Source organism: Bombilactobacillus apium, assembly GCF_013385145.1.
GTDB lineage: Bacteria > Bacillota > Bacilli > Lactobacillales > Lactobacillaceae > Bombilactobacillus > Bombilactobacillus apium.
Window position 1 is genome coordinate 57,561 of the sequence record NZ_JABZEC010000005.1, and the last position, 25,480, is coordinate 83,040.

The following is a 25,480-nucleotide window of genomic DNA, read 5'->3' on the forward strand; positions in this document are numbered from 1 at the left end:
GGGCCATTAGTAAAGTGAGGAATTTATGAAAATACCAACTGATTTTGCGGCTTTCTTTAAGCAAGCTCATTTTTCCGAATTAACCCCGATTCAAGCTCAGGTTTATCAACCTTTTTTGGATCAGCAGTCTTTTCTGGCCTTGGCGCCCACCGGTTCAGGAAAAACCCTAGCCTTTGGAATGCCTTTGATTCAACAAGTTGAAGCCGGACAGGGAATTCAAAAGTTGATTTTGGAACCATCGCAAGAATTAGCAATCCAAACGCGCGATGTCTTGCGGCAACTAGCCCCGCAATTAAGCATTTATGCGGTTATTGGCGGCGCCAACTTGAAGCGCCAAATCGCGCAATTAAAGACTAAGCCAGAGATCGTGGTCGGGACTTTAGGTCGGGTTAGTGATTTAGTCCAGCAGCGAAAATTAAAATTAAATCGAGTTACCGGAGTCGTGATTGATGAGGCCGATGAACTTTTAAGTGAAAAGATGGATCCTATCCGCGCTCTAATTAGCCGTTTAGATCGAAAAGTGCAGTTGAATTTCTTTTCCGCTACTTCGGCGGCGATTTTTAGCCAATTGTCCCAATATTTTGGACGGGAAATTGGGCAATTCGATTTGCGTGGGGATCAAGAATTTCGTGCGGGGCTCAAGCATTATTTTTTGGCAGTTCCCAATAAGAAGAAAGTTGAACTTTTGCAGCGTTTAGCTCATCGAAAACAAAAACGGACCTTAGTTTTTTGTCAATCTAGTAAGCAACTGCACCAGTTGGCGGCTGATCTGCGTTATCGAAAGCTCTACTATATGGTTTTGGATACCAGTGATCCCAAAAGGCGGCGTGAGGAAGCTTTGCGCTCTTTGCGACAACATCAAACTTCTCTGCTATTAACGACCGATGTGGCGGCGCGAGGCATGGATATCCCCGATTTAACAACCGTAATTAATTGGGAAAATCCCCAAACAGCCACGGCTTATACCCATCGCAGTGGTCGAACCGGACGCATGGGTCGGGCGGGAGAAGTAATAACCTTGGGGAATCAACACGACTACCGACAATTACAGACTTTGTTGCGGCCTCAAGCAATTACCGTCAAGTGGGCTCAATTGCAGGCCGGTAAGTTACAAGCCGTTGCAAAGTTCCCACAGAAAAAAGGAGCGCCAGTAAAGTCCCAAAGCTCAACTAAGAATAAGTCTCGGCGTTCTCCCAAAAAGTAGCTTGCCTCGAGTCTTGTTTCGTGGCAAAATTAATAACTAGACTAGAAGGTCTAATTATTTGGTCTCGTAGCGCAGCTGGAGAGAGCAACTGCTTCCTAAGCAGTAGGTCGTCGGTTCGAATCCGACCGAGATCATTATTAACAACAATCAAAAAAACTTTTGAGATGAAGATCCCAAAAGTTTTTTTCTTTTCGAGAAGTTAACCTTGAATGCGATCAATTAATTGTTGGGCAAAGGCATCAAGTTTTTGAATATCATCTTGGCTGGGAGCAAGTTCAACCTTAAGGGAAGGGGCTCCTTGGACGGCACCGGTTTGCGCTAGTTGTTGGGCAAAATGATCCACCGCCACACAAAAGTCAGGATAGAAAGTATCTCCAGAACCACAAACGCCAAAAATCTTTCCCGTCAAATCGATATCTTCCAAATCGTGATAGAAATCTAGACCTTCATCAGGGATATTTCCCTCGAGGCCATCGGAATAAGTGTAACTAACTACCAAACATAAATCGACTGCCGCAAAATCTTCAACTTCCGTTTGCGAAATTTCTGAAATGTCGACTTCAAAACCGGTATCTTCAAAGTCTTCGGCTAAGATGTCCGCCATGTCTTCATCGTTTCCGGTCATACTAGCGTAAACAATTTTTACTTTAGTCACAATGTTCTCCTTCATCCTTTGAATAATTGTTTTCATTATAGCAAAATTACACAATTAATTTGTATTCTATTTTACGACTGGAGACAGTGAGCTATAATATGAGCAGTATAGAAAGTTGAGGTTAGATTCGTGATTACATTAAAATCAGAACGAGAAATTGCAGGAATGCGGCGATCGGGCGCTTTATTAGCCCAGACGCATTTAGGTTTACGCAAAGTTATTAAGCCCGGAATTTCCGGAATGGACATTGAGAACTTTGCTGATCACTTTATCACTTCTCACGGAGGGACACCTTCAGAAAAAGGCTTTGAAGGTTATCAGTATGCAACTTGCGTCTGTGTCAATGATGAAGTTGCCCATGCCGAACCGCGCAAGGATATTATTTTAAAAGCCGGCGATATTGTTTCAGTAGATATGACGATTGAATTAGATGGTTACCAAAGTGACTCTTGTTGGACCTACGCGGTTGGGGAAATTTCTCCCGAACGGCAGCACTTAATGGAGGTTACTAAAAAGGCTCTGTACTTAGGAATCGATCAAGCGCAAGTTGGCAATCGTCTTGGTGATATTGGCTATGCAATCCAACACTATACTGAAGATCAAGAAAAGATGGGGGATGTCCGGGACTTGATTGGTCACGGAATCCAGCCAACCATGCATGAAGCTCCTAATGTTCCTCACTATGGGGAACCGGGAAAAGGCTTACGGCTCAAAGAAGGAATGACGATTACCATTGAACCAATGATTACCTTGGGAACTTGGGAAATTAAGAGTAAATGGACACCGGACGAGTGGGAGTACTTTGTGACCGCCGATGGTACTGACGCGGCTCAGTATGAACATACAATTGCGATCACCAAAGATGGTCCGAAGATTTTAACTTCCCAAGATCCGATCGCGGATCAAAAATATCTCTAGACTTCATGGCTAAAACAACGAGTACGTCTCTTCCACCCGCAGTTCCCTTATTCTTGTCTTCTTTACCTTGGTCGCAAAAAGTTTGGTTGTTGATTCAATCGGTAATTAAAAAAATTAATAGTGGCAATATTACTTTGGCCTCCAAAGCGATTGTCTACTATAGTCTCTTGTCCTTTTTTCCGCTCTTGTCCTTAGTGGGGAGTCTAATTCCTTGGTTTCATATTGATGTGCAGACGGTCTTGGCTTATTTACAAACTATGATTCCCGATCCTTTCCAAAAATGGATCAATCCCTTGGTCGTTAAGATTTTAACTAAAACTAGTGGTGGGGTTTTATCTTTTGGGATTTTTGGGGTTTTATGGTCTAGCTCCGGAGTAGTCAATATTCTCCAACGGAGTGTTAATAGTGTTTATGGTTTTGATAATCAAAAGCTATATACCCAACAATCATGGCTCAATTTCATCTTAATGCGCGTCTTTTCAATTTTTATTACGGCGATTTCGATTGTGATTTTGTTATTCGGAATGGTTAGCTTAATCTTGGGACAACAAATTTTAAACTGGCTAAAGCCCGTTGCTAGCTGGGCCCCAGCAATTATCAATCAATTTGTTCGTTGGCGCTGGCCAGTCACCTTATTAGGACTAATGGCTTTGTTAACAACGGCCTATCTCTTGCTGCCTAATTCGCGTAAAAAATGGCGTTATATTTGGCCAGGAGCCGTGTTCGCCACGGCGGGATTTATTGTTTTAGTCCAAGGTTTCACCCTATATCTACATTATTTTGGAAATCGTTGGAATTCCTATGGAACTTTAGGTTTATTTTTTGTCTTGATTATCTGGCTTAACTTAGCCGGGCTGATTTTTTTAGTTGGCTCAGCGATTAATGCCGCGGTAACCGAGGCTTGGACCGGGCAGATTAAACAAGACTCCCGTTGGATTCGTCGCCGCCGTTCAAAAGAGCGGTTACTTTAAGGGGAGCTATGGTATAATTAGCCTGTTTGAATAGTTAATTAATGAGGAAGTGCAATTATGGATAGAGTAAGGAAGGCTGTTATTCCTGCAGCTGGTTTAGGGACCCGTTTTTTGCCCATCACGAAGGCGATGGCTAAAGAAATGCTCCCGATCGTGGATAAACCAACCATTCAATTTATTGTGGAGGAAGCTCGAGCTTCTGGAATAGAAGATATCTTAATTATCACCGGAAAGGGCAAACGTCCGATCGAAGATCATTTTGATTCCGCTCCTGAATTGGAACAGAATTTGAAGCTGAAACATAAAGATGGGTTACTCCAACTAGTTCAAGATACCACTAATATTGGAGTTAACTTGTACTTTACCCGTCAATCGTATCCCAATGGTTTGGGGGATGCTGTCAGTCTAGCCAAGTCTTTCGTCGGCGACGAACCTTTTGTTGTCATGTTAGGCGATGATTTGATGACTGATAAGGTGCCTTTGACCCAACAGTTAATTAATGATTACAAAGAAACTCATGCTTCTACTTTGGCGGTGATGCAAGTGCCAAAGAAGGAAGTTTCCAAATATGGAGTCATTGCGCCAGAAGGCGAAGCAAAACCTGGCCTCTATCGGGTAAAGAACTTTGTTGAAAAGCCAGCTGTTGATAAGGCTCCAAGTAACTTGGCAATTATCGGGCGTTACTTATTAACCCCGAATATTTTTGATATGTTAGCTACTCAAAAGCCAGGAGCTGGTAATGAAATTCAATTAACTGATGCGATTGATCGCCTCAACAAAACGCAACGAGTTTTTGCCCATGAATTCAAGGGTAAACGTTACGATGTGGGGAATAAATTTGGTTATATGCAGACCAGTATTGAATATGGCTTGACCCATCCCGAAGTTAAAGACGAGTTACAGAAATATATTATTGATTTGGCTGCTCAATTGACAAAAAAGTCAAATAAGTAAAACTTTATTTTAAGTAGATAGCGCCATCAGCAAATCGAATTCCAAAGATTGGCTGGTGGCCTTTTTGGGTATTAAAATAGAGCGCTAAAGTTGCCGGATAAGTTTGTAAAAGAAATTTGAGTTCCCAAGCTTTGAGAGTTGCTTGAGCAGGAGTTTTTCCATTAAGAACTAAGTAATTATTTTCATTAGTTTTAACTAATGATATACTGGAGACTCCTAAAATTTTCGAACTTTCTCCCGCCCAATAAAGCTGAGTGTTGGGCCGGAGATCTTGTAGTAAGACTAAGAGGTTGGTAACATTCATTTGATGACCTCCTATTAATAATCAATAATCCTAGAGGAGTATTTTTGTGAAAGTAGAAGAAGTTGTAGTCGTGGCAGCGCAAAGAACCCCCACCGGAAAGTTTTGGGGCGGTTTGGCAACGGAGACCGCGCTTAGTATGACGACCAAGTTGGTTCAACAAACGTTAAGTCAGAATAAAATTGCCGCTGACCAGATTGATCAGGTCATTTTGGGGAATGTTTTGGCCGCGGGAAATAAACAGAATTTAGCTCGGCAAGTTCAATTGCGGGCCCAATTGCCTCAGCATGGCACAGCTTTAACGATTAATCAAGTCTGTGGATCGGGTTTAAAAGCCGTTCGTTTGGCCCAAAGTGCTCTTCTATTGGGAGATGCCCAAGTAGTTTTGGCTGGAGGAGTTGAAAGCATGAGTCATGCTCCCGGCTTAGTAGAACGTCTAGATAAGCAAAATTTTGCCCAAGAGCAGATTCAAGATTCCTTGTGGATTGATGGTCTCAACGATGCTTTTCAAGGTTATCCGATGGGCCAAACGGCGGAAAACCTGGTAGCCAAATATCACTGGACGCGCCAGCAGCAAGATGCCTACGCTCTGCGTTCTCAACAACTGGCGGCCCAAGCTCAAAAAGAAGGAGCTTTTAGCGCGGAAATTTTGGCGATTAATGAATTATCGGAAGATGAAACTTTACGACCCAGCACCACGCTTGTTGGATTGAGCCAGTTGCCCCCAGCTTTTTCGCCAGAAGGAAGTGTCACGGCCGGCAATTCTTCGCCCTTGAGTGACGCCGCGGCGGTAGTTCTCTTAACCACGGCCAGCTATGCTCAGCGTCAAGGTTGGCAGCCCTTAGCCCGCTTGGTAGCTTATCAAGAAAGTGGCTATTGCCCGGAATTGATGGGTTATACCCCAGTTTTAGCGATTCGCCAACTATTACAAAAACAAAAACAAACGGTAGCTGATATTGATCTTTTTGAAGTTAATGAAGCTTTTAGTGCCCAAGCTTTAACCGTTTTAAAGGAATTGGACATTCCTGAAGACTGTTATAATCCAGTCGGCGGAGCCTTAGCCTTAGGGCACGCTTTAGGGGCCTCAGGAGCTCGGATTTTAACTACTTTGGTTCATCAACTTCAACAACAAAAAAAACAAAGAGGAATTGCTGCTTTGTGTATTGGTGGTGGCCAAGCAGTGGCGATGGAAGTTGAGGCTTTGTAAATGACTAAGTTTTATGAATTAACTACGGCCCAGCGCTTAGATTATCTGCAAGAAAAAGGTTACTTGACGGTCGCTGATCGCCAGCTTCTGCAAAGTTCGCCCGCTTTACCAGAAGAGATTGCTAGTCATTTGGTAGAAAATCAAATTGGTTCTTTTCCCCTACCGTTGGGTTTAGCCAATCATTTTCTGATTGATGGTCAAGCATATTTAGTTCCTTTGGCGACTGAAGAACCCTCGGTTATTGCGGCGGCCAGTAATGCTGCCGGGCGAATTAGCCGAAGCGGCGGTTTTCACACCCAGGTTCAAAGAGAGGGAATCATCGGACAAATTGTCTTTAAAGGGGAGTTGGCCCAGGCCGAGGAATTTCTCCAAACTCAAGAAAGTTTACTTTACCAAGTTGCTCGGCAGGCTCATCCGAGCTTGTGGGAACATGGGGGCGGCGTTCGCCAAATCACGGTCCAAAATTTACCGCAGTTTGTCGAATTTCAGTTGCTCATTGATCCGGGAGAAGCGATGGGAGCCAATGTTGTCAATACGATTGTCGAAGCGGTTGCTCAAGTTTTAAAGCGGCAACTTCCCGATCTAGAATTTTTGTTGGCGATTTTATCCAATTCTGCGCCGCAGATGTTAGCGCAAGCCCAAGTTCAAGTTAAGTTAGAGGAACTGCAAACGGCAACCATGACTGGTTTAGAAGTTGCCCAGCGGATTGCCGCAGCTAGTCAATTAGCGCAAGTTTCCCCTGTGCGGGCCGCGACCCACAATAAAGGAATCATGAATGGCATCGAGGCTTTAGTCTTGGCCACCGGAAATGATACGCGCAGCGTTAGTGCCGCTATTTATGCAGGGCTTGATCAAGGAGGAGCTCTCAGCACTTGGAAATTAACTGATCAAGGTTTGCAGGGGAAGATTAGTTTACATCTGCCTTTAGGAAGTTTGGGAGGAGCAATCTCCACGCTGCCAGTGGCCCAACTAGTGCGAAAAATTCTCCAAAAGCCAACGGCGCAACAATTGATGGGAATTGTCGCGGCGGTAGGTTTAGCTTCTAATTTAGCGGCCTTGCGAGCTTTAGTGACTCAAGGAATCCAAGCCGGCCATATGAATTTACAATTTCAAAGTTTAGCGATGATGGCTGGGGCGAAGGCTACGGAGATTGATGCCGTAGTTGCTAAATTGCGGCAAGAACCCAAACAAGCTAATCTTGCTCGGACCCAGGAAATTTTATCTAAATTACGGCAAGAATCAGAAGAGATTTAAGGAGAAGACGATGATAGTTGGAATTGATAAATTGGGAATGGCAACCCCAAATCAGTATTTAGATTTGCGCGAGTTAGCCCAAGCACGTCAGGTAGATCCAAATAAGTTTTTGATCGGAATTGGTCAAAAGCAAATGGCGGTTCCCGGATTAGATCAAGATATTGTTGCTTTAGCCGCGAACGCGGCTGAACAAATTTTGACCGTGGCTGATCGCCGGCAGATTGGGTTACTGATTGTGGCGACAGAAAGTGGTGTCGATCAGTCCAAAGCTGCCGCTTTGTTTGTCCACAAATTATTAGGACTGACCGAGCAGGTTCGGGCGATAGAAATTAAAGAAGCCTGTTATGGCGCTACAGCCGGCTTGCAATTGGCCCGCGATTTTGTTGCCAGTCATCCCCAGCAGAAGGCTTTAGTAATTGCTAGCGACATTGCTCGTTATGGCTTAGAAACTGCGGGTGAGGTAACCCAAGGTGCGGGAGCAGTCGCGATGTTAGTAAGCACTGACCCCCAAATTTTGGCTTTAGAAACGGAAAGTGTCTATCAAAGTCAAAGCGTGGCGGATTTTTGGCGACCAAATTATTCAACTAATGCTTTGGCCAAGGGTAAATATTCCGAAGAAGTCTATTTGGAGATGTTTACTAACTTATGGGAAAAAGCGCAAAAGCAAGGTTTAGTTGAAAAAAACCGATTGGCGGCCTTATTATTCCATATTCCTTTTTCGAAAATGGGCCGCAAGGGTTTGCGAACCCTAGAAGATAAAATTCCGGAATCCGATTATCAGCGCCTGCTGGACCGCTTTGAAAAAAGTATTCTTTATGGTCAACGAGTTGGAAATATTTATACAGGTTCTTTATATCTGGGCTTACTATCCTTACTTGACCAAGATTCGACTCTTCAAGCTGGCGATCGTTTGGGCTTTTTTAGTTATGGTTCTGGCGCCGTGGCCGAACTTTTCCTTGGTAGTTTACAGCCCGAATTTCGCCAAGCTTTGCAACCCGGGTTAGTGACTTCTTTCTTAGATCAAAGACGCCAGTTGAGTGTCGCACAGTATGAGCAGATTTTTCGTCAAGAGTTAGTGACTGATGGTTCACAACAAGACCTCAAAGCAACAGATCCTGAACAGGCCCATTACTTGTGTCAAATTAGGGGTCACGAACGCTTTTATAATTAGAACGGGCAGTTTGTTTGACCCTCCCAAGAAGAGTTATTATCATTTAACTAAGAGGAGGGAAAGAAATGAATTCAAAACTTAAACAAGTGCTCAAAATTATTTTTATTTTGGCTTATTTTTACCTTAGTCTTCAAGTCGAATATCCCTTTAATGTTGGTATTAATAATGGTTCATCCAACCAACTTTTGGGTGTTTTGAGTATCAATCTAGTGCAACCGATCTTATTAATTCTCTTTTTAATCTTGAACCGCTTTTGGTTACACATAAAAATCAACTTTCGGGGACGTAATTGGTCAGGGCTACTTTTTTTCGGTTGGCCAGCCCTAATTGTTACTTTGGCTAATTGTTCGGGCGATCAAATCGTCTGGAAGGCCCTCAGAACCACAATGTCGACTAGTCTGATTTTTAAAGCTGCCGTTTTGGCTTTATTATCGGGGATAATCGTGGCTTCTTTTGAAGAAGTTTTGTTGCGGGGTGGTGTCTATGGTGCTTGCCGGGCCTGGTTTGAACAAAATTCAATCGTCAAAAGTGTTATTGTTTCCAGTCTTTTATTTAGTGCCTTACACAGCTTGAACTTTATGAATCAATCCTTTTGGGATACGACTAATCAATTAGTTTATACAATTGGTTTAGGAGTTTTATTCGCCAGCATTTATGAAGTGACCCAGAATCTATTCATTCCGATTATTCTTCATGCTTTAATTAATGCCAGCAATGAAATGTTCAACATGCATTCCTTGTACTTTAGTTCTGGAAGTGCCACGGGAATAGAGTGGACTAGTATTCTAATTTTTGTTGGTTTTACAATTGTGGGCTACGGAATTTTAGTTTGGTCCCAACGGCGTCAAGGTAATTCAAGTTGGGTCTTTTAAAAAGAAAAGATTATTGATTTCGAGAAAGTCGTTTAATTCGGCCTTCTCTTTTTTATTTTGCCGGAGATTTGCTGGATGAAGCTACAAATTTAGTTTGTCTTATAAAAGACTATCTAAAAGCAAGTATTAATTAAATTTATTTGGAGATTATTAGAGTAATCCGGTATACTTAACTTGCTCTTGGAGTTTAAAAATAAGCCAATTTTTATTGAGAAAGTGAGGACCTTAAATTTTTGGTAATTTAAAGATATAAAGATATACGGAGGTTAATAATTTGAAATTTATGTGGTTACGCTTGCCTAAAAAGAGTTTATTTTTAGCAATTATTTTGGGATTGGTCTTAGCTGGATGTCAGTTGCTTCAGTTACGAAACCCCATTCCAGCGATTGAATCGCCTTATACTCGTTGGCTAGCGGTTGATCCATTTAACTTTTCCCCGATTATTTTCTTTTTGCTGCTGCCCTTGATTGCTAGTTTACCGGCTGGAATTTTACTTAAAGCTGATCACGATCGTGGTCTGTTAAATCAGCTTAGATTACACTGGTCCCAAAGAAAAATCTTGGTAAATTATTTTTCTTTGGCTTTTATTACTGGCTTTTTAGTAATTCTTTTACCATTAGTGTTGAATTTTATAACTTATTTTTTGTTTTTACCCAATATCCAACCGGATAATCTTTTAAATATTAATATTTTGCTGACTAATTTGACGACGATGTTTGCTCCTTATTACTATAGTCACGCCTTTTTTCATGCCTTTTTCTATCTACTGTTTGCTTCTTTATGGGGCGGTCTTTTTGCAGTATTCGTTAGTGGTTTATCCTTGTGGATTAAAAATCGTTTTGTGGCTTTCAGTGCCAGTTTAATCGTGCAGATTGCCGTCTTTGTTTTGAATAATTTAATTAGGTTACCTAATTTAGTTAGTTATTCACCGGCTGATTTTTTACATGAATTGTCGCCGATGACCAATGTTAGCCTTGAAGCCAGTTTTTCAGCTACTTTAATCATGCTTGTCTGCTGTGGAATTTTATTCTGGAAAGGTGGCCGGCGGTTTGATCTTTAGAGTTTGGCGGCAACAGAAGCTCTTGAGTCGATCTTGGGGAAAGGTTTATTTAGTAAACGGCAGCTTAATTTTTGTACTTAGTTTAAGTGCAATTTCTTTACTCAAGTTGGAATCGATTTCTTTACCGACTTTAGTTAATACTTTATTCCCTCGTTTTTCAATCTGCATTGGTTTAATACCTGTCCTTTTAATTCAGATTCTAGCGCTGACGCAAGTTCACTTGGCCGATATATTTTGCCTCCGTACGAAAACTGTCTTAGTAATCCAAGCAGTTTATCGCTCGCTGATGGTGATCCTATTTTTTGCAATCCTCTGGATTATGGGAGATTTGGGAATTATCTTTTTTACTGGTGGGGGAAAGATTTTTCAAAGCTATTTTTTAGAAATCATGTTGCGCTGGTTGTATTTAGGTCTAGCTGGTTTGATTTATCTTTTATTAACTCAGGTTGTTTATTTTTTAACGATGAATAAATTCCTGGCTTTTATGGGACCTTTTTTCTTAAATTGTGGAGACTTTTTCTTATCCGTCAACCATCAGCCAACTTTTTTATACGGTTTTATCCGTTTATCAGTTAGGGATGTTTTTTGGTTCTTACTTTTATTTCTAGGAAGTGCCGTGTTTCTCGTCATACTTCTGCGCCGAATTATTATGAAAAGAGATTTTTGATGGGACGTTTGCTAGAACAACAATTAATCTATTTATATCAAATTATTAAGGCTCGTTTTTGGGGCTGGCTAGGGTTAATGCTCGTGGCTGTGATTATTTTAAGCTTTCAGCTGCGGGGAAATCCTAATCTTTCGGGTTATGGTCTTTTATTTAATGGAACGGATCCGCAACAGCTACAATTACCGGTTTGGTGGTTTGTCTTTTTTGTAATTCCAACCTTAATAGTTTTGGATGCTTTTAAACAATTATGGCATCGCCGAACCCAGCATCTACGAGGTCTCCAATTTAAACCGTCAGACTTTCTCCATGTTAATGTTTTGTTGCTCGGCTGCTTGGCTTTAGTCTATAGTGGTTTGATCTTTTTAGCTTTAGGAGCGGCCAGCTCTTGTTTTCAATTGACAAGTATTAACTTTGGTTCTTGGTCTGGCCAAGAGGCTCTCTGGGGATGTTGGGCTAGTAGTTATTTAGGAATTTTGATTTTATTATTTCTCCAAGTGACTTTGGAAAATTTAAATGGTGCTTTAGCCTTGGCCATTCCTTTAAGCTGGTTAGTCATTACTGCGTATAGTGCTCTTAAATTTAATCCATTAAACAAGCTGATGCTGGTCAGGATTTCGGCAGGACAAGAGTGGCTAGCTCTAGGGCAATTATTGGTAACAACAATATTCTTTATTGTTTTGTATTATTTAGCAGAAAATTTAAAAAATAAAATCAATTGAGGGGTGAGCTAGATGACTTTAATTGAGTTACAACAGGTCAGAAAAACAACAGGGCGGCAAGAATTATTACATGATGTTTCTTTAGTAGTCAATCAAGGAGAAATCGCGACCTTGGAAGGAATTAATGGATCGGGAAAAACTTTAATTTTAAGAGCTATTTTAGGATTAATTACAGTTCAAGGAACCGTCAAAGTGGCTGAACAATTGGTAACTCCAGCTGCGGCCTACCCGATTAAAGCCGGAATTTTAATTGAAAATCCTAGTTTGATTACGGATTTTACGGCAAGTAAAAATTTGGAACTCTTGACTAAATTAGACCCAGAAATTGACCCACAACAAATCACAGAATTATTGGCTTATTTTGACTTAAATCGTTTTCCAAAACAAAAAGTTCGAAAATTTTCGCTGGGAATGAAACAGAAATTGGGGATTGCCCAAGCACTATTGGGGCAAAATCCTTTGATTGTTTTAGATGAACCGACTAACGCTTTGGATCAAGAAAGTATCACTAAGTTAGTTCAGATTATCCAAGACTATCATCAACAAGGAACTACCTTTGTGATTGCTTCTCATGATCGTGATTTTATCGAACAGGTTGCGACACAGAGATTTAGAGTGCAGACAGGAACGGTAGTCTATGAAAAATAAACTTTGGGTCGGAGCGCTGGGAATTGTTTTGTTGGTTGCTGGATTGGGAATTTACTGGCGCTACCGAGAAGTTAATCGAGCCCCACAACAATTAGGGGTGACTCGGGAAGTCTTTTTTAAAGCCGGAGATTGGGTCCAAGCTAAAAATGTCAAATTTAAAGTGGAACAAGCTAATTTAAGAACTGATCAGGATAAAGTCCGAGTGACAATCCGCCTAAGTTTACATCAGAATGACCAGACAGCTTATGGTCAAATACGCGGACATCGTAACTTTTTAGAAAATATGTGGTGTGTTTTTCCTTATCGTTTTAGTACAGCTACAGAGCATGTATTTGATAAAAATAAACAGAGAATTCATGGATTAGAAAATCTCTTACACAGTCCCCAACCCTATACTTTGAAATTTGTGGGATCTCAAGATGATTTTGCGGGGCGTGACCGACAGGCTCGTTTTAGTTTTCTAGTACCAGAAAAGCATTCCTATACTAAATATTCACTCCTACTAGAATAAAATATTAAAAAATCGCCTTTTGAAACAATCCTATTGAGATTGACTCCAGAAAGCGATTTTTAATTTTGTAAGAAAAGCTGATAGGCTAAACGCTGATCTTGCGGATTGTGGTCAAGATAAACAATTCCTCTTTTTTCAAAGCCCCACTTAGTAATTAGGTGCTGCATTCGCTGATTTTGGGCATGCGTATCAATTCTTAATTCTCGCTGCCCCTGCTGATAAGCTTGACTAATTAAATTGCTAAAAAAGAAGTCTCCCAAATGTTGACCGTGATAGTGGGAATCGATGGTGATTCGATGAATGGTTGCGTAATTTCCCGTCGAGGGTAGCCATTGGCCTGCAAAAATTTGTTGGTAATTAGGATCGGGAGTGGTAGTTAGAGTGGCAGTCCCCAAAACCTTATGTGGCGTAGTTAAGACGTAGAGTTGTCCCTGTTGATAATCGCGGTCGGCGTCACTTTTTTGGGGGTAGCCGTCTTGCCACTGGGGAATTTGTTCTTGGGCAAGGACTCTTTGTCCTTCTTGGAATAATTGGCCAATCCGATCTAAGTCTTGAACTTGGGCAGAACGTAAAAAAATTAGCTCCATGAAGTTCCTCCTTGATTAAGAATTGCCTGTATTTTACGACTAGTCGCAGGGGGAAGCAAGTTAGCTTTGCCTTTAACCAAGGTAGATTTTTGATATTCAAATTATGAATAGTTAGCTATGAAATATAAGTATTATACATATATCAAGAAAAGTTATATTCTCAAAGTAGAAATTTAGGAAAGTTCCAAGAGAACGCAGATTGAAACTTTGTTTTCTGGAGGAGGGCGTAATGGAATATAAAAGATTGGGCCATACTGGTCTGAAAGTTAGTCGTTTGATTTTAGGAACCATGAATTTTGGTGAATTGACCGATGAGAAGACTGCTTTTGCAATCATGGATCGGGCTTTAGAGGCCGGGATTAATACCTTTGATACAGCGGATGTTTATGGCGGTCCTCAAAGTCCAGACATGAAACAGGGCTTTGGAAAGTCTGAAGAAATTGTCGGTCGTTGGCTACAGAAAACTGGCAATCGTCAACGAATCGTTTTAGCCACTAAGGGTTATCAACCCATGGGTTTAGGCGTTAACGACCGCGGACTTTCAGCTTATCATTTGCGTCAGGCTGTTGCCGCCAGTTTGCGGCGCTTACAAACGGATCATATTGATTTATATCAGATGCATCATATCGATTCGCAAACTTCTTGGGCCGAGATTTGGTCAACGATGACGCAATTACAACAATCCGGTCAAATTATTTATGTCGGAAGTAGTAATTTCGCCGGTTGGAATATCGCTACGGCCCAAAAAGAGGCTGAAGAACGCCATTTGTTGGGCTTGGCTTCTGAACAAAGTCTCTATAATTTAAGTAATCGGGCTTTAGAGTTAGAGGTGATTCCGGCTTTACGCTATTACCAAATTGGTTTAATTGTTTGGAGTCCGATTGGCATGGGACTTTTAGCGGGAAACTTTGATCAATCAAGTCATGGGCGGCGGCGAACCGCTGATTTGGAAGGGCAAATTCAAGTACATCAGCAACAATTAGCTGAGTATCAGGATCTTTGTCGGCAGATTGGGGAGGAACCTTCGGTGGTGGCCTTAGCTTGGCTTTTACAAAATCCGGTAGTTACTGCTCCAATTACTGGTCCGCGAACTGTGGAACAATTAGATAAGAGTTTACATGCTTTGGACGTCCAATTATCGCCGGACGTTCTCCAAAGATTAGATAAAATTTGGCCAGGACCGGGTGGCCCAGCTCCCCAAGCCTATGCTTGGTAATTTAAAGAGGCTGTGAATAAGTCTCCATTTAACAACAGTTCGCAGAATAATTTTTCTTTCTGCAAGTTATTTTCTGTTAATACGATTGAATGAACCACAAGTTTTACTTGTGGGGGACAAAACAGCTTTAGTGTGAAAAACTTTCTTTCGGTACAATAGTTTTTGGCTATCAACCATAACTAAATCGAAAGGAATTTTTTTAGTCTTGAAACAGGATACTAACCGCTTAGCAAATACTAGATGGAATTGTAAGTGTCATCTAGTTTACAGGTCTAAGTCAAATCATATTGATGGCTATAAATGAGTCTTACAGAAATGTAGGGCTCATTTTTGCTTTAAGCTTGAATTAGTTTAATTCGAATAAAGAGATGATCTAAACGATGAAAAATATAACAGGAGCGTTTTAGAACCTTGATTTTTCGAATCACTCCTTCTAAAGGACCGTTGGAATAGCGATAACGACGGGCATTTTTGACTCCTTGTAAGTTATGTTTTAAGGTTAAGATGACTTGGTCTATCGGATTATTGGGGACAATAGTTGGTTAAAAACTCGTGTACAGATCTAGGTTCTCCCATTTTAAGGGCTTCATGGATTGTCTGATAAGCCAGATAAACCTTTTGAAATTCTGGATAACTAGTCCAAACTAGCGTGAGTAAATCGGGATCGGTGATATATTCGTTAAGATCCTTGCGAAACTTGGGTCATTGTCCAGCTAGTTTACTTTCAGCTTGGTGGAAAGTCCGCCATTGTGATTTGAGAATTTTATAAGTTCGCGCATGGTGGTTGTTAATCGTGTGCAGGATCTGGAGTCGGGCTTGATCCCAGAGCTCGACCAGCTAGTTGAACGATGTGAAAGCGATCAATGACAATTTGGACATTGAGAAAAATTCTCTGGATGAAGTGCTGATACTGGCAGTTAAGATCGAGAGAAACAAATTTGACTTTTTGGCGTTCACGTAAGGAATAGTGACCAATGAAATAATCTACAATATGCTTAGTGAGCCGGTCGGGCAAGAGGGCCGGCAGCTTATGAGTTTGGGCATCTAAACAAATAAAGGAAAAACCAGACTTTACGAAACGAAACTCATCAAAACAAAGTACTGGGGGTAATTGGTAAGATTCGATCAGCGCCCGCTGACTCAAATATAAAATTCTTTGGACTGAAGAGGCTGAAATTCCGGTTAACCATTAATCGCTGTTAAACGAATCGTCGTTTCTCAAAAACCATTCTTGACCAACTTAGTTAAGTGACAATGAGGACAGAGTTCAATAGGATAAGTTAAATGGGCCTGAATGGCCTGCACCCGCCATTTTTGAGGACTTCGGTAAAGAATCTGTTCGGTAATTTGATCAATGATAATATTTGGGTTTTTAATTTCGAAGAGAATTAAGATAAACTGACTGTTAAGGGACATTATTGAAAGCTCGCTTTGATAGCATAGCAGATGGGGACGGTAATGTCCTCTTTGTGTGCCAAAAAACAAAAAACTAGTATTGATTTGACTCATCAATACTAGAAAGTTTAGACCCGAAATTGTTTTAAGTTTCTTTTTAGTAGTTGAACTGGCTGCTTGTGGAACCTGCAGCCCCAAAGAAGCCAATTGCAGCTTCTTCAGAGACTGTTAAAAGGATTCACCCAAGCAAGTCGCGCAAATAGGGGCCCAGATATAAACGGCTAATTCTAATCAGTCAACCCAAATTCTCAAACAAGGAACACCGATCCGAATTTATTTTGGGGCGACAGTGGTTAATGGATTGCTGAATAATAATAAAACTGCACGGGCTCTAATCCTAGGCTCCATTATATGATTAAGATGCGACGTTATAGTCATGGCTTTTGTGGGGTTGTCCATAAAATTACCTTACCAAGTACAGCAAATCAATTATGGTTGGTTAAACGGGGATATTGATTATGCTATTAATGCTCCTTATTTGACCTCCCTTTTTCAAGATGAAAAAAGTCTGAACAGTATGGCGCACAAGTTAATATTGGGGTTATTACTAGCCCTCTAAGTACATTAAAGAACTTACAAGGAGATTATGAAGTTCGAATTGAATTAACACAGGAGGACTGAAAATGTTCCAACGTCATCGGAGTTGCTGGGAGATAATTTTGATCGCCGTTGTGTTGCTTTTTGTAGAAGTAAGTCTTGGTTTAATGGATTCCAGCACTAATTCACCAGTCCATTCGGCACAATATCAGACAATTAGGAGAAAGAAAAGCATGTCTCGATCATAAAAAAGTAAGAAAAATTATAGGTAATTATTAAGGGGTGGCCCTTGCCGTCTATTTGAACTGAATACCTATAGTTGGAATCGTTCGATGAAAGAAATTTTATTTTGCTCTTAGCCGAAACTAAGTCGTCTGCAATCCAAAGAATACCGGCAACAAGCCACCCGGAAAGGTGCCTAATATTTTTCCTAAGTATCTTTTAAAGGGGATATTTTTTTATTTAATTTATATATTTTTTCTGGTGATATGTCTAAGGCATATACTTTGTTATATTGGGATAAGAGTAATGCTGCACTGAGACCGACATAGCCGATACCTACTACTGTTATTTTTACTTTTTTATTTTACTGCATTATTTTAATACTATTAAAATTTTACCACAGTATTTCATTTACACAAGATTGAATATATGATAATTTGATAATAACCAATTTATTTTCAAGAAAGGAACTAAGAATAAAAATGGAATGTGAGATAAAGGAATATAGCGATTTAAATGAGTATTTTACTTCTTTTTTTAAAAATAATAATAATATTAGTGAAATACCTTTTTTTGTAGATGGAAGGCCTGACCTGAATAAAAAAATTTATGATTTGAGTCGCAACAATATCAAGATTCAAGATATATTTAAAAGTGATTATGGAATTATCATTTCAAATGATGTATTGCCTTATGAAAAATCATCCCTTTTTTGTAATAAGTGGATCACCGTAAAAAAATTATTGAATTTGAACTTTACAAGTAAAACTGTTGTTGTAATAGGGTTATATAAAGATTTCACTCAAAAGAAAGTATTGGCTATGATTAACTATTGCTATAGTCATAATACAGAAGTATATTTTTTGGTAGGAAGAGATTTAAGTTCATTAACTTGGCTAATTGGTAAACAATTTTTAAAAGATTATTTTTCATGGAATAAAGAGGGTATGTTCTCATTATTAAATCTTTCTGGGTTTTCTAATAATGAACGAGAATTTTTTGATAATAAAGACTTGGCAAGTAAGAACGTTAGAAAAATCCTTGAGGGTAATGAATGGAAACAATTAGTATTTCATGGTCATGGCAAAGAAGATCATTTGAATTTGGATGATTATACCTTAACGGGCATGAACGATAGTGTAGATGCACAAATACCATTTGCACCATCAATTGGACATGAAGGACAGGCTTTTTTTAAAGATGAGAGTAAGGCAGTGCTTATTGATAAAATCAAAGTAAAACAATTATTTTTTCTTTCTTGTAATAACTTTCCATTTTATGATTCACGTTTATATGATTCAAAATTCAATATTGTGTTGGATGCAATAGATGGATGGGCGGAAAGTATTATTGCATCAATTGCGGTACAATCTGCTGATTCACCTGAATTAAGTATGATAATTAAACATTCTGATGATTATAATATAGGGTTTGAATTAAATAAATGTCTAAGTGATATTCAGGCAATGATATCAATTATTACCATTGGATTACCAAAAGTAAATGTTGAAATTACTAATAGTATAAATAATAACCATAGATTAACGTCTATAACATGTAATATTCTATCGAGAATATCAAATTATACTAGCTCGATGATGCTAAATGATGATCATCCAATTAAAAGAATGGCCAAAAAAATTTTTTCTGATTATGCTCCCTTAACTAAAAGGGGACGTAACGGTACTACATTAAAAGACATGGTTAAATTTGAAAATGAACTGATTAATAGAGTGAATCCGTTTTCTAAAAGAATGGCGCAAATTATGTTTTTAAATCAAAATGATAATTTACATGATTTTGATGGGTTTAATACCTATAGATCCACTATAGACCCAAAGAGTATCTATGAGGAAAAATGTTTTTCATGTGATGGGCTAGCGACACATTGTCTATATGTTCCTGAAATCTCATCATTTTTTAAAATTAGAGCTAGTTATTGTTATAGGTGTGGCGATAAATCCGCTGCTATGATTAATATGCCGACAATAAAATTTACTTGTGATGAATATAACAAAAAAGATTTGACAATTCACTATAAAATTGAATTTATTTCAGAGCAAAAAGGTGATGTATATTTTGGAATTCAATTACCAAGTTATATTGAACAATCAGTGGTGACAAAATTACAAATACAGCGGTTAAAATTTAAAGAAAGTAATATTGTTAAGGTAGTAGAAGGAGATATTAAATTTAAGGAGAATACGATACTTCAAAGTTATTATTTAAAACTTTTTGCAGTGCAAAATGGTGGGATAGCAGTAGATAGATGCTTTTTTAATTTAATTTAGTAGGAATTTATTATGAAAAAAATATTGACAGTAACTACAAATTTTGGTTTAGGACCCGTATCAAAATTATACTCTATAATTAAAAAATTGGAAGAAACTATACCAAATGTATCGATAACCTTTTGTGGATCCAATGAAGCAATAAGTTTTTTAAAGCAAAGTTTGGATATTAATATCGCTTATATTGATGAGGATACCGACGCTATATCTCAAGAAAGTTTTCTGAGTATTGCCAGAGAGTATGATTTTATTTTAAATGTTATGAACTTTCATGTGCAAGACATATCTATGAATAATATTCGATCAAAGGAAATATTTGTAGATAGTTTGAATTGGTTATGGCCGGATTCGATAGCTGGTATAGATGAATGCTTGGTTTATTTTATGCAAAGAGCTTTTCCATCATTTGGTATTGGTTTTAAAACTAAAAATATGGTAGAGATCGATCCAATAGTTAATGTATCGAATTTGAAAATAAAAAACAATGAAAGAATAAAGGAAATATTGATAAATGTTGCAGGTGTGTATGTTCCGAATAAGGAAGATAAATTTAGCTTTTTTTATTTAGAACAGTACTTAAAAATTTTATTTAAATTAAAACTTATGGAAAAATATAAAATAGTGGTAGCCTGTAATAAACGACAAAAAAAAGTGTTTGAAAATAAATTATATACAAAAAATGTTGTTTTTAAAATATTTACGCATGATTTATTTTTGAAAGAATCTCAGATTGCTTATAAGGTGTTTAGCACGTCAGGCTTAACTTTTTACCTTGAATCACGACGGTTGGGTTTGAATGTACATTACTTGTTGCCATCTAATTATTCGCAAGCATTATTACTTGAAAAATATAAAGAATTTGGAAGAACAGATCTGTCCATTTCATCATTTGGAGATGAGTACAATATTCCTAATTCCTTGGAAGAAGATTATGGTGTTGAATTAACAAGAAAAATTGTGAAAGATATATTTGATAAATATAATGATAAAGTATGTCATGAAATTAAATTAATTACGGCTGATTGTATGCCCGACAGTATATTAAATACAGAAACTGTAGCTAAAAATGGAGCTAAACAAGTAGCTGATTTTATAAAGGAAATATTATAAATAATGGATGAAGCAAGTAACAAAAACGAATTTAAACTTAAATTGGTTAAAAAAATGTACAAGAAGGATTTAGAAACTATTGTTAATATTAATAACATAAGATGCCCTGTATATAATAAAAGTGAAATGATTGCTTTTAATTCTTTGGATTTAGAACAAATAGAACGGGACAAGAGTCTAGTTGTTGGTGGCGCTTGTATTGATAGATGTCAGGGCAAGATAGAAAATTTGGGAATAAATTTTTATTATGATATATTAATGCCAATAAATTTTGCATTAGAGTATCCACTGCCAATTGGTATCTATGTTGACACACCCATTGAAGTTGAATTTAGGTCACCAGCTAATTCAGAAATATGGTTAAAGTTTATTGATCAGGTCGAATTTTTTCTTAATAATTTAAGTAAAAAAATCAAAAAAACGATTAGAGTTATTCGTCGAGATAAAGGGGTAAATATACTTGACAATATTTTAAGCAATCTAGAATTAAATGATGTAGAACTAAAAGGGTTATATGATTTAGTTCCCTCAAAGAAGAATCTTTTTACTAAAGAATTATTACTCAACTTTAAAAGATCAATATGTTCTTATTTTCCTATCTATTTATCTGATTATTTTGATAAAAATATAGTATATACAGTAGTTGTGGAAGAACTTAGTCAAATTAAGGCTGTAAACAAGGCTAAAAGTATTGCCCCCAATATATTTTTTGAAGATTACTTGGATATGCCATCTATTACCTGTAAGAATAGAATGCATAGGAGTCCAACCGGTAAAGTAGGAATCTTTGATAATTTGAACTCTATTAATGGAAGCACCAATTTTGATTTATTTATAAATAAAATAAATATGCAACAAGTATTTGAAATATTTAAAACAAATAATTTTTTTGAAATATGTAAAATTTTAAATACGATGTGGGAGGAGTAGAAATGGTCAAATATAAACAAAAATATTATCTATATACTGTTTTTACTCAAATGAAATTCACTAGAATAATAAATATTCTTTTTATTGTAGGAACTTTAAAATTTAGCTTAGTTCAATTTACTTTGTTAGAATCCGTATTTATGTTTACACAATTTTTCTCTGAAATACCTAGTGGAATTTTAAGTGATTTATTTAAAAATAAAATTACTGTAATGTTTGGACTCTTAAGTTTGTCTTTAACGCCTTTATTAACAATTTTTGCTTTTTCATGTCCTAAATCGATTGTTTTTTCAGTACTGATATTGTCATTTGCCCTTGAAGGAGTAGGAAATGCTTTAATTAGTGGTGCAGATAGTGCATTATTTTACGAGGGAATAAGAAAAGATGGTGATGAAGAAAAATATGGTCAAATAAGGGGAAACATGCAACTTATAAGCTCGATTACCATCGGATTAGCAACTGCAATTGGTGGATACTTATTTATGGTTAATAATAAAATCCCATATATTATGCAATCTATCTTTTTAATAATTGCTATGATAATAATTTTTTTTACTAACGAACAAAAAGTTAATAAAAGCAGCCAAATAAATGAAAGTAATACATTATTTAAGAGATTTAAGAGTATTATGATGGTTTTTAGGAATATGCTCCATTCTTCAAATGTGTTTTTTCTATTTATATTTACTGTAGTAATTACATCTGTGATAAATACTATTTTTATGATATTACCTAATTATATTTCTGAGTTAGGTTTTGATGCATCAGCTAATAGTAGTATACTTATGGTTTATGGTTTCGTTGGTGGGCTAATTGCTACTCAGGCATATAGATTTGTAAAAATGAAGTATTTATCTCTATCTATTTTTATTTCTATCTTATTGTTACTAGCAACAGTATTGGAACTTCAAGGAAATAAGTATATTTTTGTAATAGGAGCTGGATTATTATATATTGTTTTAGATATTTTAGATCCGATTGTTATGCAAATGTTGAATTTATGGGTTGGCGATAATTCGAGAGCAACTTTTATTTCTGGGTTATCGTTTTCCATAAGTTTGATTACTATGATAATTAATCCATTGATAGGAATAGTTGTTCAAAAGTATGGTACAGTTAACATGATAGTACTAACCTCAATAATTACGATTTTTATGATTGGATTGTCATATTTGTTAATTCTAAAAACAAATAGATATAATTATTAATTTATTATATCTATTAGATTTACTTTATTAAGATCTGTGACGGAATAAAGTTTTATTGAATAATAGGATAGCTAAGAATAAATATTTATAAAAATATTTGTAGATTAAAAAATAAATATAAAACTTTGAAGTAAGTATCTTATAACCAACCGTTTGATAAAAAGTAAGGAGCTAAAGTTTTTGTCATTGGTGAGTTGTAAACAATGTCATTTTTTGTTTCTTGAGTATACAAAAGAGAAATTTTAAGCATATTGTAACTGACTGTCTGGAAATTACCTACTTTCTCAGGTTATGCTAACTTTACTCTTTAAATAGTGAGATTATTTTCTACCTTTAGTCAAGAATTAATATTGATCTAGTAGGATCTATCTCTTTAGATTAGTGAATAAGATGGCTGTCAGTTAAGCCCATCTAGTCATGATAACTTAAATTTGAACGTTTTTAAGTACACCAAATAAAGCTTTACCCATTTCTTTTTTTCCTTTTTTTGAGCAAAGCGAGTCCACTTTAGACGGAATCAGATTGGTTGACGCTTGACGTCGGATAAATATAATTCTGATTCGTAATTACAAGATGGTAAATCGTTCTTAATAGGCGACCCATCGCAGCGATGGCAATCTTCTTAGTTCCTGACTGAGGAGATTGCTTTTTTCGATGTTGATAAAAATCGTTGATGTGATTAGGATGATAATGGGCTGCGGTCGCGATATTATTAATTGAGCGGAATAGTAGTTTTCGGGCAAAGGTATTCCCCCGCTTACTGATATGATCAGCTACAACAAATTTACCCGATTCGTAATGGCGCAAATCCCCAATAAAGGCATATAATTTATTAGCGCTGCTAAACCGGGACAATATCACTTAGTTCACCAATTAAAAGGAGAGCGGTAGTCGCCGCAAAGCCGGGAATACTCACTAAGACATCAAATTCCGGTAGATTTTGGGCTAGCTTAGTCATTTCTCGAATAATTTGCCACTTTTCTGCAGCTAACTGACTAATGCGACAGGGGTGATAACTTGTTTAGGATACTGTTGGTGATTAAAAATTACTAGCAGGATAAACGACCTAGACCAGGCCCAAGAGCTTTTTGGCAATCTTCATCGCCCACATTAAGGAAATATTTTTCGGAGTACTGTTAATAATTTTTTGAGCTAAGTCATCAAACTTGAGATCCTTAAGTAGCTCTGGATGCGGGTAACTTTGAACAATACTCCAATACATAGCCCCATCGTGCTTACTGAGTAAGGATTCGATTTCAGGAAAAGTTAATTGTAAACTGCAGTGTAAAAGTTTTTTTCACGAATTAGATCATCATTAAGCTCTTCATAAAAGCGACTATATGCCATTAAATCATGATAGATTGGTCTTTGATAATAAGATAGTTGCCGGTTAATCACTAATTGAGTTTGGGCCAAATGTAAAGCGTCGTTTTGATCAGTTTTATTGGACCGGACCGCTAAAGAATTTAAACAAGTATAGCGATATTGATGATCATCCAAAAAACGTTGTAGTCGCTGTGAATAAACACCCGTAGCTTCAAAAACAATTTGCGGGGCAGTATAATCTCGCAAGTTTTGAAGTAGTTCCTGAAATCCAAAACAATTGTTCTCAATCTTGAACTATTTAACCGTCACCTCGTCATTAACAATCGCCATCATCTAAGTAGCTTTGCTTACATCAAGTTCAAAAGCTATTGCCATCTGATTCACCATCTTTCTGAAGTTAATCTATGCTAGTACGATTAGTTTAATTTTCTAAACATGACCTGAAGGCCAACAGACTAGGAACAAACTCGGATCGTAGCCATGAAGTTGCCATTTTTATTTATGGCGTCAAAGCGCCAAAAAGAATCACGACTTGTCAACTTCAAAACCACTTTAACAGAAAGTAAAAGTGGTGAAGAACAATTCCGTCGAATTATTTTTCACCACTAAGGTTAGTCTGTTTTATTTGTGGATAAATTTAGGGAATGGTTTGCGGAAATTAGTTATTTTTCTCAAAGCTATTCAAGCAATCTACAAAATTGCAATCCTTCGTGGTATTCCTTTATGGTTTGGAAGTCGAAAACCGGATTGCTTAGAGGCAAAAGATTGAGGAGATCCTAGTATTATCGATTATTTTTTCTAGTGCCAGAAAAGCATTCCTATACTAAATATTCACTTTTATTAGAATAAAGAATTTAAAAAATTGCTTCCAATATGCAATCTCAATAAGATTGTTTCCGAAAGCGATTTTTGACCTTATAAGAAAAGCTGATAGGCTAAACGCTGATCTTGCGGATTGTGGTCAAGATAAACAATTCCTCTTTTTTCAAAGCCCCACTTAGTAGCCAAGTGTTGCATCCGCTGATTTTGGGCATGCGTATCAATTCTTAATTCTCGCTGCCCCTGCTGATAAGCTTGACTAATTAAATTACTGAAAAAGAAATTACCTAAATGCTGGCCATGATAGTGGGAATCGATGGTGAGCGGATAGCCGTCTTGCCACTGGGGAATTTGTTCTTGGGCAAGGACTCTTCGTCCTTCTTGGAATAATTGACTAATCCGGTCTAAGTCTTGAACTTGGGAGGAACGTAAAAAAATTGGCTCCATGAATAGCCTCTTTGATTAAAAATTGTTTATATTCTACGACTAGTCGCAGGGGGAAGCGAGCCAATCATAGATTCAACTAAGAAATAGTTTTATTATTCAAAATACGAATAGTTATCTATAAAATATAAGTATTATACATATAGCAGAAGAAATCATAGATTTTGTCTTGATCAATTGTTAATGTAACTTATTTATAAAACTTTTACTTACGAGGATCTCA

At 37.5% G+C, this 25,480-nt stretch carries 29 protein-coding genes and 1 tRNA gene; 19 read left to right on the forward strand and 11 right to left on the reverse strand.

Annotated features, from left to right (window positions below):
• Positions 1–25 precede the first annotated feature (25 nt).
• Together HU830_RS06215 and HU830_RS06220 are read left to right on the forward strand one after the other, a co-directional pair.
• Positions 26–1,204 (forward strand): DEAD/DEAH box helicase, encoded by a 1,179-nt coding sequence (locus HU830_RS06215; protein WP_176942913.1) that lies wholly within the window; start codon positions 26–28, stop codon positions 1,202–1,204.
• Positions 1,205–1,264: 60 nt separating this feature from the next.
• Positions 1,265–1,338, forward strand: a tRNA-Arg gene (locus tag HU830_RS06220).
• Between the two features lie 65 nt (positions 1,339–1,403).
• Here the strand turns inward: HU830_RS06220 and HU830_RS06225 are convergent.
• The gene (locus tag HU830_RS06225; RefSeq protein WP_176942914.1) at positions 1,404–1,859 is read right to left on the reverse strand and encodes a flavodoxin; all 456 of its coding nucleotides are present in this window, start codon (positions 1,857–1,859) and stop codon (positions 1,404–1,406) included.
• 129 nt (positions 1,860–1,988) lie between these two features.
• Between HU830_RS06225 and map the strand changes: the two genes are divergently transcribed.
• From map to galU, 3 genes are read left to right on the forward strand one after another with little or no spacing between them, the layout of a single operon-like run.
• Positions 1,989–2,777 (forward strand): type I methionyl aminopeptidase, encoded by a 789-nt coding sequence (map, locus tag HU830_RS06230; RefSeq protein WP_176942915.1) that lies wholly within the window; start codon positions 1,989–1,991, stop codon positions 2,775–2,777.
• Positions 2,778–2,782: 5 nt separating this feature from the next.
• A complete protein-coding gene (locus HU830_RS06235) occupies positions 2,783–3,748 on the forward strand; it encodes a YihY/virulence factor BrkB family protein (protein WP_176942916.1) in 966 nt (321 codons plus the stop codon).
• A gap of 57 nt (positions 3,749–3,805) precedes the next feature.
• The gene (gene galU, locus HU830_RS06240; RefSeq protein ID WP_176942917.1) at positions 3,806–4,702 is read left to right on the forward strand and encodes a UTP--glucose-1-phosphate uridylyltransferase GalU; all 897 of its coding nucleotides are present in this window, start codon (positions 3,806–3,808) and stop codon (positions 4,700–4,702) included.
• Between the two features lie 4 nt (positions 4,703–4,706).
• On the opposite strand, the gene HU830_RS06245 is transcribed toward galU, so the two are convergent.
• Positions 4,707–5,006, reverse strand: coding sequence for a hypothetical protein (locus HU830_RS06245; RefSeq protein ID WP_176942918.1), 300 nt, complete (start codon positions 5,004–5,006; stop codon positions 4,707–4,709).
• A 46-nt stretch (positions 5,007–5,052) separates the two neighbouring features.
• Here HU830_RS06245 and HU830_RS06250 point away from each other — a divergent pair, with 46 nt between their 5' ends.
• The 9 genes from HU830_RS06250 (at position 5,053) to HU830_RS06290 (ending at position 13,112) form a co-directional block, all read left to right on the forward strand.
• A complete protein-coding gene (locus HU830_RS06250; protein ID WP_176942919.1) occupies positions 5,053–6,210 on the forward strand; it encodes a thiolase family protein in 1,158 nt (385 codons plus the stop codon).
• Positions 6,211–7,464 (forward strand): hydroxymethylglutaryl-CoA reductase, degradative, encoded by a 1,254-nt coding sequence (locus HU830_RS06255; RefSeq protein ID WP_176942920.1) that lies wholly within the window; start codon positions 6,211–6,213, stop codon positions 7,462–7,464.
• Between the two features lie 10 nt (positions 7,465–7,474).
• Entirely contained in the window at positions 7,475–8,635 is a 1,161-nt protein-coding gene (locus HU830_RS06260) for a hydroxymethylglutaryl-CoA synthase (protein WP_176942921.1), read from the forward strand.
• A 65-nt stretch (positions 8,636–8,700) separates the two neighbouring features.
• Entirely contained in the window at positions 8,701–9,507 is an 807-nt protein-coding gene (locus HU830_RS06265; protein ID WP_176942922.1) for a CPBP family intramembrane glutamic endopeptidase, read from the forward strand.
• 283 nt (positions 9,508–9,790) lie between these two features.
• On the forward strand, positions 9,791–10,567 hold the full coding sequence (locus HU830_RS06270; protein ID WP_176943012.1) for a hypothetical protein: 777 nt from the start codon (positions 9,791–9,793) through the stop codon (positions 10,565–10,567).
• Positions 10,557–11,234 (forward strand): hypothetical protein, encoded by a 678-nt coding sequence (locus HU830_RS06275; protein ID WP_176942923.1) that lies wholly within the window; start codon positions 10,557–10,559, stop codon positions 11,232–11,234. Before HU830_RS06270 ends, HU830_RS06275 begins: the two co-directional genes overlap by 11 nt.
• Positions 11,234–11,953 (forward strand): hypothetical protein, encoded by a 720-nt coding sequence (locus HU830_RS06280; protein WP_176942924.1) that lies wholly within the window; start codon positions 11,234–11,236, stop codon positions 11,951–11,953. The genes HU830_RS06275 and HU830_RS06280 overlap by 1 nt, the downstream gene beginning before the upstream one ends.
• Before the next feature lie 12 nt (positions 11,954–11,965).
• Positions 11,966–12,601: an ATP-binding cassette domain-containing protein gene (locus tag HU830_RS06285; RefSeq protein WP_176942925.1), complete on the forward strand. Its 636-nt coding sequence runs from the start codon at positions 11,966–11,968 to the stop codon at positions 12,599–12,601.
• Complete coding sequence (locus HU830_RS06290) at positions 12,591–13,112, forward strand: hypothetical protein (RefSeq protein WP_176942926.1); 522 nt, start codon at positions 12,591–12,593, stop codon at positions 13,110–13,112. The genes HU830_RS06285 and HU830_RS06290 overlap by 11 nt, the downstream gene beginning before the upstream one ends.
• Before the next feature lie 59 nt (positions 13,113–13,171).
• Here HU830_RS06290 and HU830_RS06295 read toward each other — a convergent pair whose 3' ends face one another.
• Positions 13,172–13,699 (reverse strand): GNAT family N-acetyltransferase, encoded by a 528-nt coding sequence (locus HU830_RS06295; protein WP_176942927.1) that lies wholly within the window; start codon positions 13,697–13,699, stop codon positions 13,172–13,174.
• Positions 13,700–13,928: 229 nt separating this feature from the next.
• Here HU830_RS06295 and HU830_RS06300 point away from each other — a divergent pair, with 229 nt between their 5' ends.
• Positions 13,929–14,915, forward strand: coding sequence for an aldo/keto reductase (locus HU830_RS06300; RefSeq protein ID WP_176942928.1), 987 nt, complete (start codon positions 13,929–13,931; stop codon positions 14,913–14,915).
• Between the two features lie 335 nt (positions 14,916–15,250).
• On the opposite strand, the gene HU830_RS09215 is transcribed toward HU830_RS06300, so the two are convergent.
• The 4 genes from HU830_RS09215 to HU830_RS09045 all read right to left on the reverse strand — a co-directional run bounded on the left by HU830_RS09215 (position 15,251) and on the right by HU830_RS09045 (position 17,478).
• Complete coding sequence (locus HU830_RS09215; protein WP_176943013.1) at positions 15,251–15,451, reverse strand: transposase; 201 nt, start codon at positions 15,449–15,451, stop codon at positions 15,251–15,253.
• A 251-nt stretch (positions 15,452–15,702) separates the two neighbouring features.
• Positions 15,703–16,059, reverse strand: coding sequence for a transposase (locus HU830_RS06310; protein WP_176942929.1), 357 nt, complete (start codon positions 16,057–16,059; stop codon positions 15,703–15,705).
• Between the two features lie 74 nt (positions 16,060–16,133).
• A complete protein-coding gene (locus tag HU830_RS06315; RefSeq protein WP_176942930.1) occupies positions 16,134–16,331 on the reverse strand; it encodes a hypothetical protein in 198 nt (65 codons plus the stop codon).
• 1,006 nt (positions 16,332–17,337) lie between these two features.
• The gene (locus HU830_RS09045) at positions 17,338–17,478 is read right to left on the reverse strand and encodes a hypothetical protein (protein WP_176943014.1); all 141 of its coding nucleotides are present in this window, start codon (positions 17,476–17,478) and stop codon (positions 17,338–17,340) included.
• Between the two features lie 133 nt (positions 17,479–17,611).
• Here HU830_RS09045 and HU830_RS06325 point away from each other — a divergent pair, with 133 nt between their 5' ends.
• Genes HU830_RS06325 through HU830_RS06340 form a run of 4 tightly spaced genes read left to right on the forward strand, consistent with a single transcriptional unit; the run spans position 17,612 to position 22,668 of the window.
• Entirely contained in the window at positions 17,612–19,420 is a 1,809-nt protein-coding gene (locus HU830_RS06325; protein ID WP_176942931.1) for a hypothetical protein, read from the forward strand.
• 12 nt (positions 19,421–19,432) lie between these two features.
• Positions 19,433–20,530 (forward strand): hypothetical protein, encoded by a 1,098-nt coding sequence (locus HU830_RS06330; protein ID WP_176942932.1) that lies wholly within the window; start codon positions 19,433–19,435, stop codon positions 20,528–20,530.
• A gap of 3 nt (positions 20,531–20,533) precedes the next feature.
• A complete protein-coding gene (locus HU830_RS06335; protein WP_176942933.1) occupies positions 20,534–21,460 on the forward strand; it encodes a hypothetical protein in 927 nt (308 codons plus the stop codon).
• 2 nt (positions 21,461–21,462) lie between these two features.
• The gene (locus HU830_RS06340) at positions 21,463–22,668 is read left to right on the forward strand and encodes an MFS transporter (RefSeq protein ID WP_176942934.1); all 1,206 of its coding nucleotides are present in this window, start codon (positions 21,463–21,465) and stop codon (positions 22,666–22,668) included.
• A gap of 507 nt (positions 22,669–23,175) precedes the next feature.
• Here the strand turns inward: HU830_RS06340 and HU830_RS06345 are convergent.
• The 4 genes from HU830_RS06345 to HU830_RS06360 form a co-directional block, all read right to left on the reverse strand.
• Complete coding sequence (locus HU830_RS06345; protein WP_176942935.1) at positions 23,176–23,523, reverse strand: transposase; 348 nt, start codon at positions 23,521–23,523, stop codon at positions 23,176–23,178.
• Between the two features lie 211 nt (positions 23,524–23,734).
• Positions 23,735–23,890 carry a hypothetical protein gene (locus tag HU830_RS06350; RefSeq protein WP_176942936.1) on the reverse strand — a complete coding sequence of 52 codons (156 nt, stop codon included), beginning with the start codon at positions 23,888–23,890 and terminating at the stop codon, positions 23,735–23,737.
• 44 nt (positions 23,891–23,934) lie between these two features.
• Positions 23,935–24,282 (reverse strand): IS110 family transposase, encoded by a 348-nt coding sequence (locus HU830_RS06355; RefSeq protein WP_176943015.1) that lies wholly within the window; start codon positions 24,280–24,282, stop codon positions 23,935–23,937.
• Between the two features lie 627 nt (positions 24,283–24,909).
• Positions 24,910–25,260: an N-acetyltransferase gene (locus HU830_RS06360; protein WP_176942937.1), complete on the reverse strand. Its 351-nt coding sequence runs from the start codon at positions 25,258–25,260 to the stop codon at positions 24,910–24,912.
• Positions 25,261–25,480 lie beyond the last annotated feature (220 nt).

Excerpts from the sequence above, each read along its gene's own strand:
- HU830_RS06280 (WP_176942924.1), top strand. The coding sequence starts at position 11,234 with ATGGGACGTTTGCTAGAACAACAATTAATCTATTTATATCAAATTATT.
- HU830_RS06335 (WP_176942933.1), top strand. The coding sequence starts at position 20,534 with ATGGATGAAGCAAGTAACAAAAACGAATTTAAACTTAAATTGGTTAAA.
- HU830_RS06265 (WP_176942922.1), top strand. The coding sequence starts at position 8,701 with ATGAATTCAAAACTTAAACAAGTGCTCAAAATTATTTTTATTTTGGCT.
- HU830_RS06245 (WP_176942918.1), bottom strand. The coding sequence starts at position 5,006 with ATGAATGTTACCAACCTCTTAGTCTTACTACAAGATCTCCGGCCCAAC.
- HU830_RS06295 (WP_176942927.1), bottom strand. The coding sequence starts at position 13,699 with ATGGAGCTAATTTTTTTACGTTCTGCCCAAGTTCAAGACTTAGATCGG.
- HU830_RS06285 (WP_176942925.1), top strand. The coding sequence starts at position 11,966 with ATGACTTTAATTGAGTTACAACAGGTCAGAAAAACAACAGGGCGGCAA.
- HU830_RS06315 (WP_176942930.1), bottom strand. The coding sequence starts at position 16,331 with ATGTCCCTTAACAGTCAGTTTATCTTAATTCTCTTCGAAATTAAAAAC.
- HU830_RS06235 (WP_176942916.1), top strand. The coding sequence starts at position 2,783 with ATGGCTAAAACAACGAGTACGTCTCTTCCACCCGCAGTTCCCTTATTC.
- HU830_RS06260 (WP_176942921.1), top strand. The coding sequence starts at position 7,475 with ATGATAGTTGGAATTGATAAATTGGGAATGGCAACCCCAAATCAGTAT.
- galU (WP_176942917.1), top strand. The coding sequence starts at position 3,806 with ATGGATAGAGTAAGGAAGGCTGTTATTCCTGCAGCTGGTTTAGGGACC.
- HU830_RS06290 (WP_176942926.1), top strand. The coding sequence starts at position 12,591 with ATGAAAAATAAACTTTGGGTCGGAGCGCTGGGAATTGTTTTGTTGGTT.
- HU830_RS06300 (WP_176942928.1), top strand. The coding sequence starts at position 13,929 with ATGGAATATAAAAGATTGGGCCATACTGGTCTGAAAGTTAGTCGTTTG.
- HU830_RS06350 (WP_176942936.1), bottom strand. The coding sequence starts at position 23,890 with ATGTATTGGAGTATTGTTCAAAGTTACCCGCATCCAGAGCTACTTAAG.
- HU830_RS06360 (WP_176942937.1), bottom strand. The coding sequence starts at position 25,260 with ATGGAGCCAATTTTTTTACGTTCCTCCCAAGTTCAAGACTTAGACCGG.
- HU830_RS06255 (WP_176942920.1), top strand. The coding sequence starts at position 6,211 with ATGACTAAGTTTTATGAATTAACTACGGCCCAGCGCTTAGATTATCTG.
- HU830_RS06215 (WP_176942913.1), top strand. The coding sequence starts at position 26 with ATGAAAATACCAACTGATTTTGCGGCTTTCTTTAAGCAAGCTCATTTT.
- HU830_RS06340 (WP_176942934.1), top strand. The coding sequence starts at position 21,463 with ATGGTCAAATATAAACAAAAATATTATCTATATACTGTTTTTACTCAA.
- HU830_RS06270 (WP_176943012.1), top strand. The coding sequence starts at position 9,791 with ATGTGGTTACGCTTGCCTAAAAAGAGTTTATTTTTAGCAATTATTTTG.
- HU830_RS06325 (WP_176942931.1), top strand. The coding sequence starts at position 17,612 with ATGGAATGTGAGATAAAGGAATATAGCGATTTAAATGAGTATTTTACT.
- HU830_RS06330 (WP_176942932.1), top strand. The coding sequence starts at position 19,433 with ATGAAAAAAATATTGACAGTAACTACAAATTTTGGTTTAGGACCCGTA.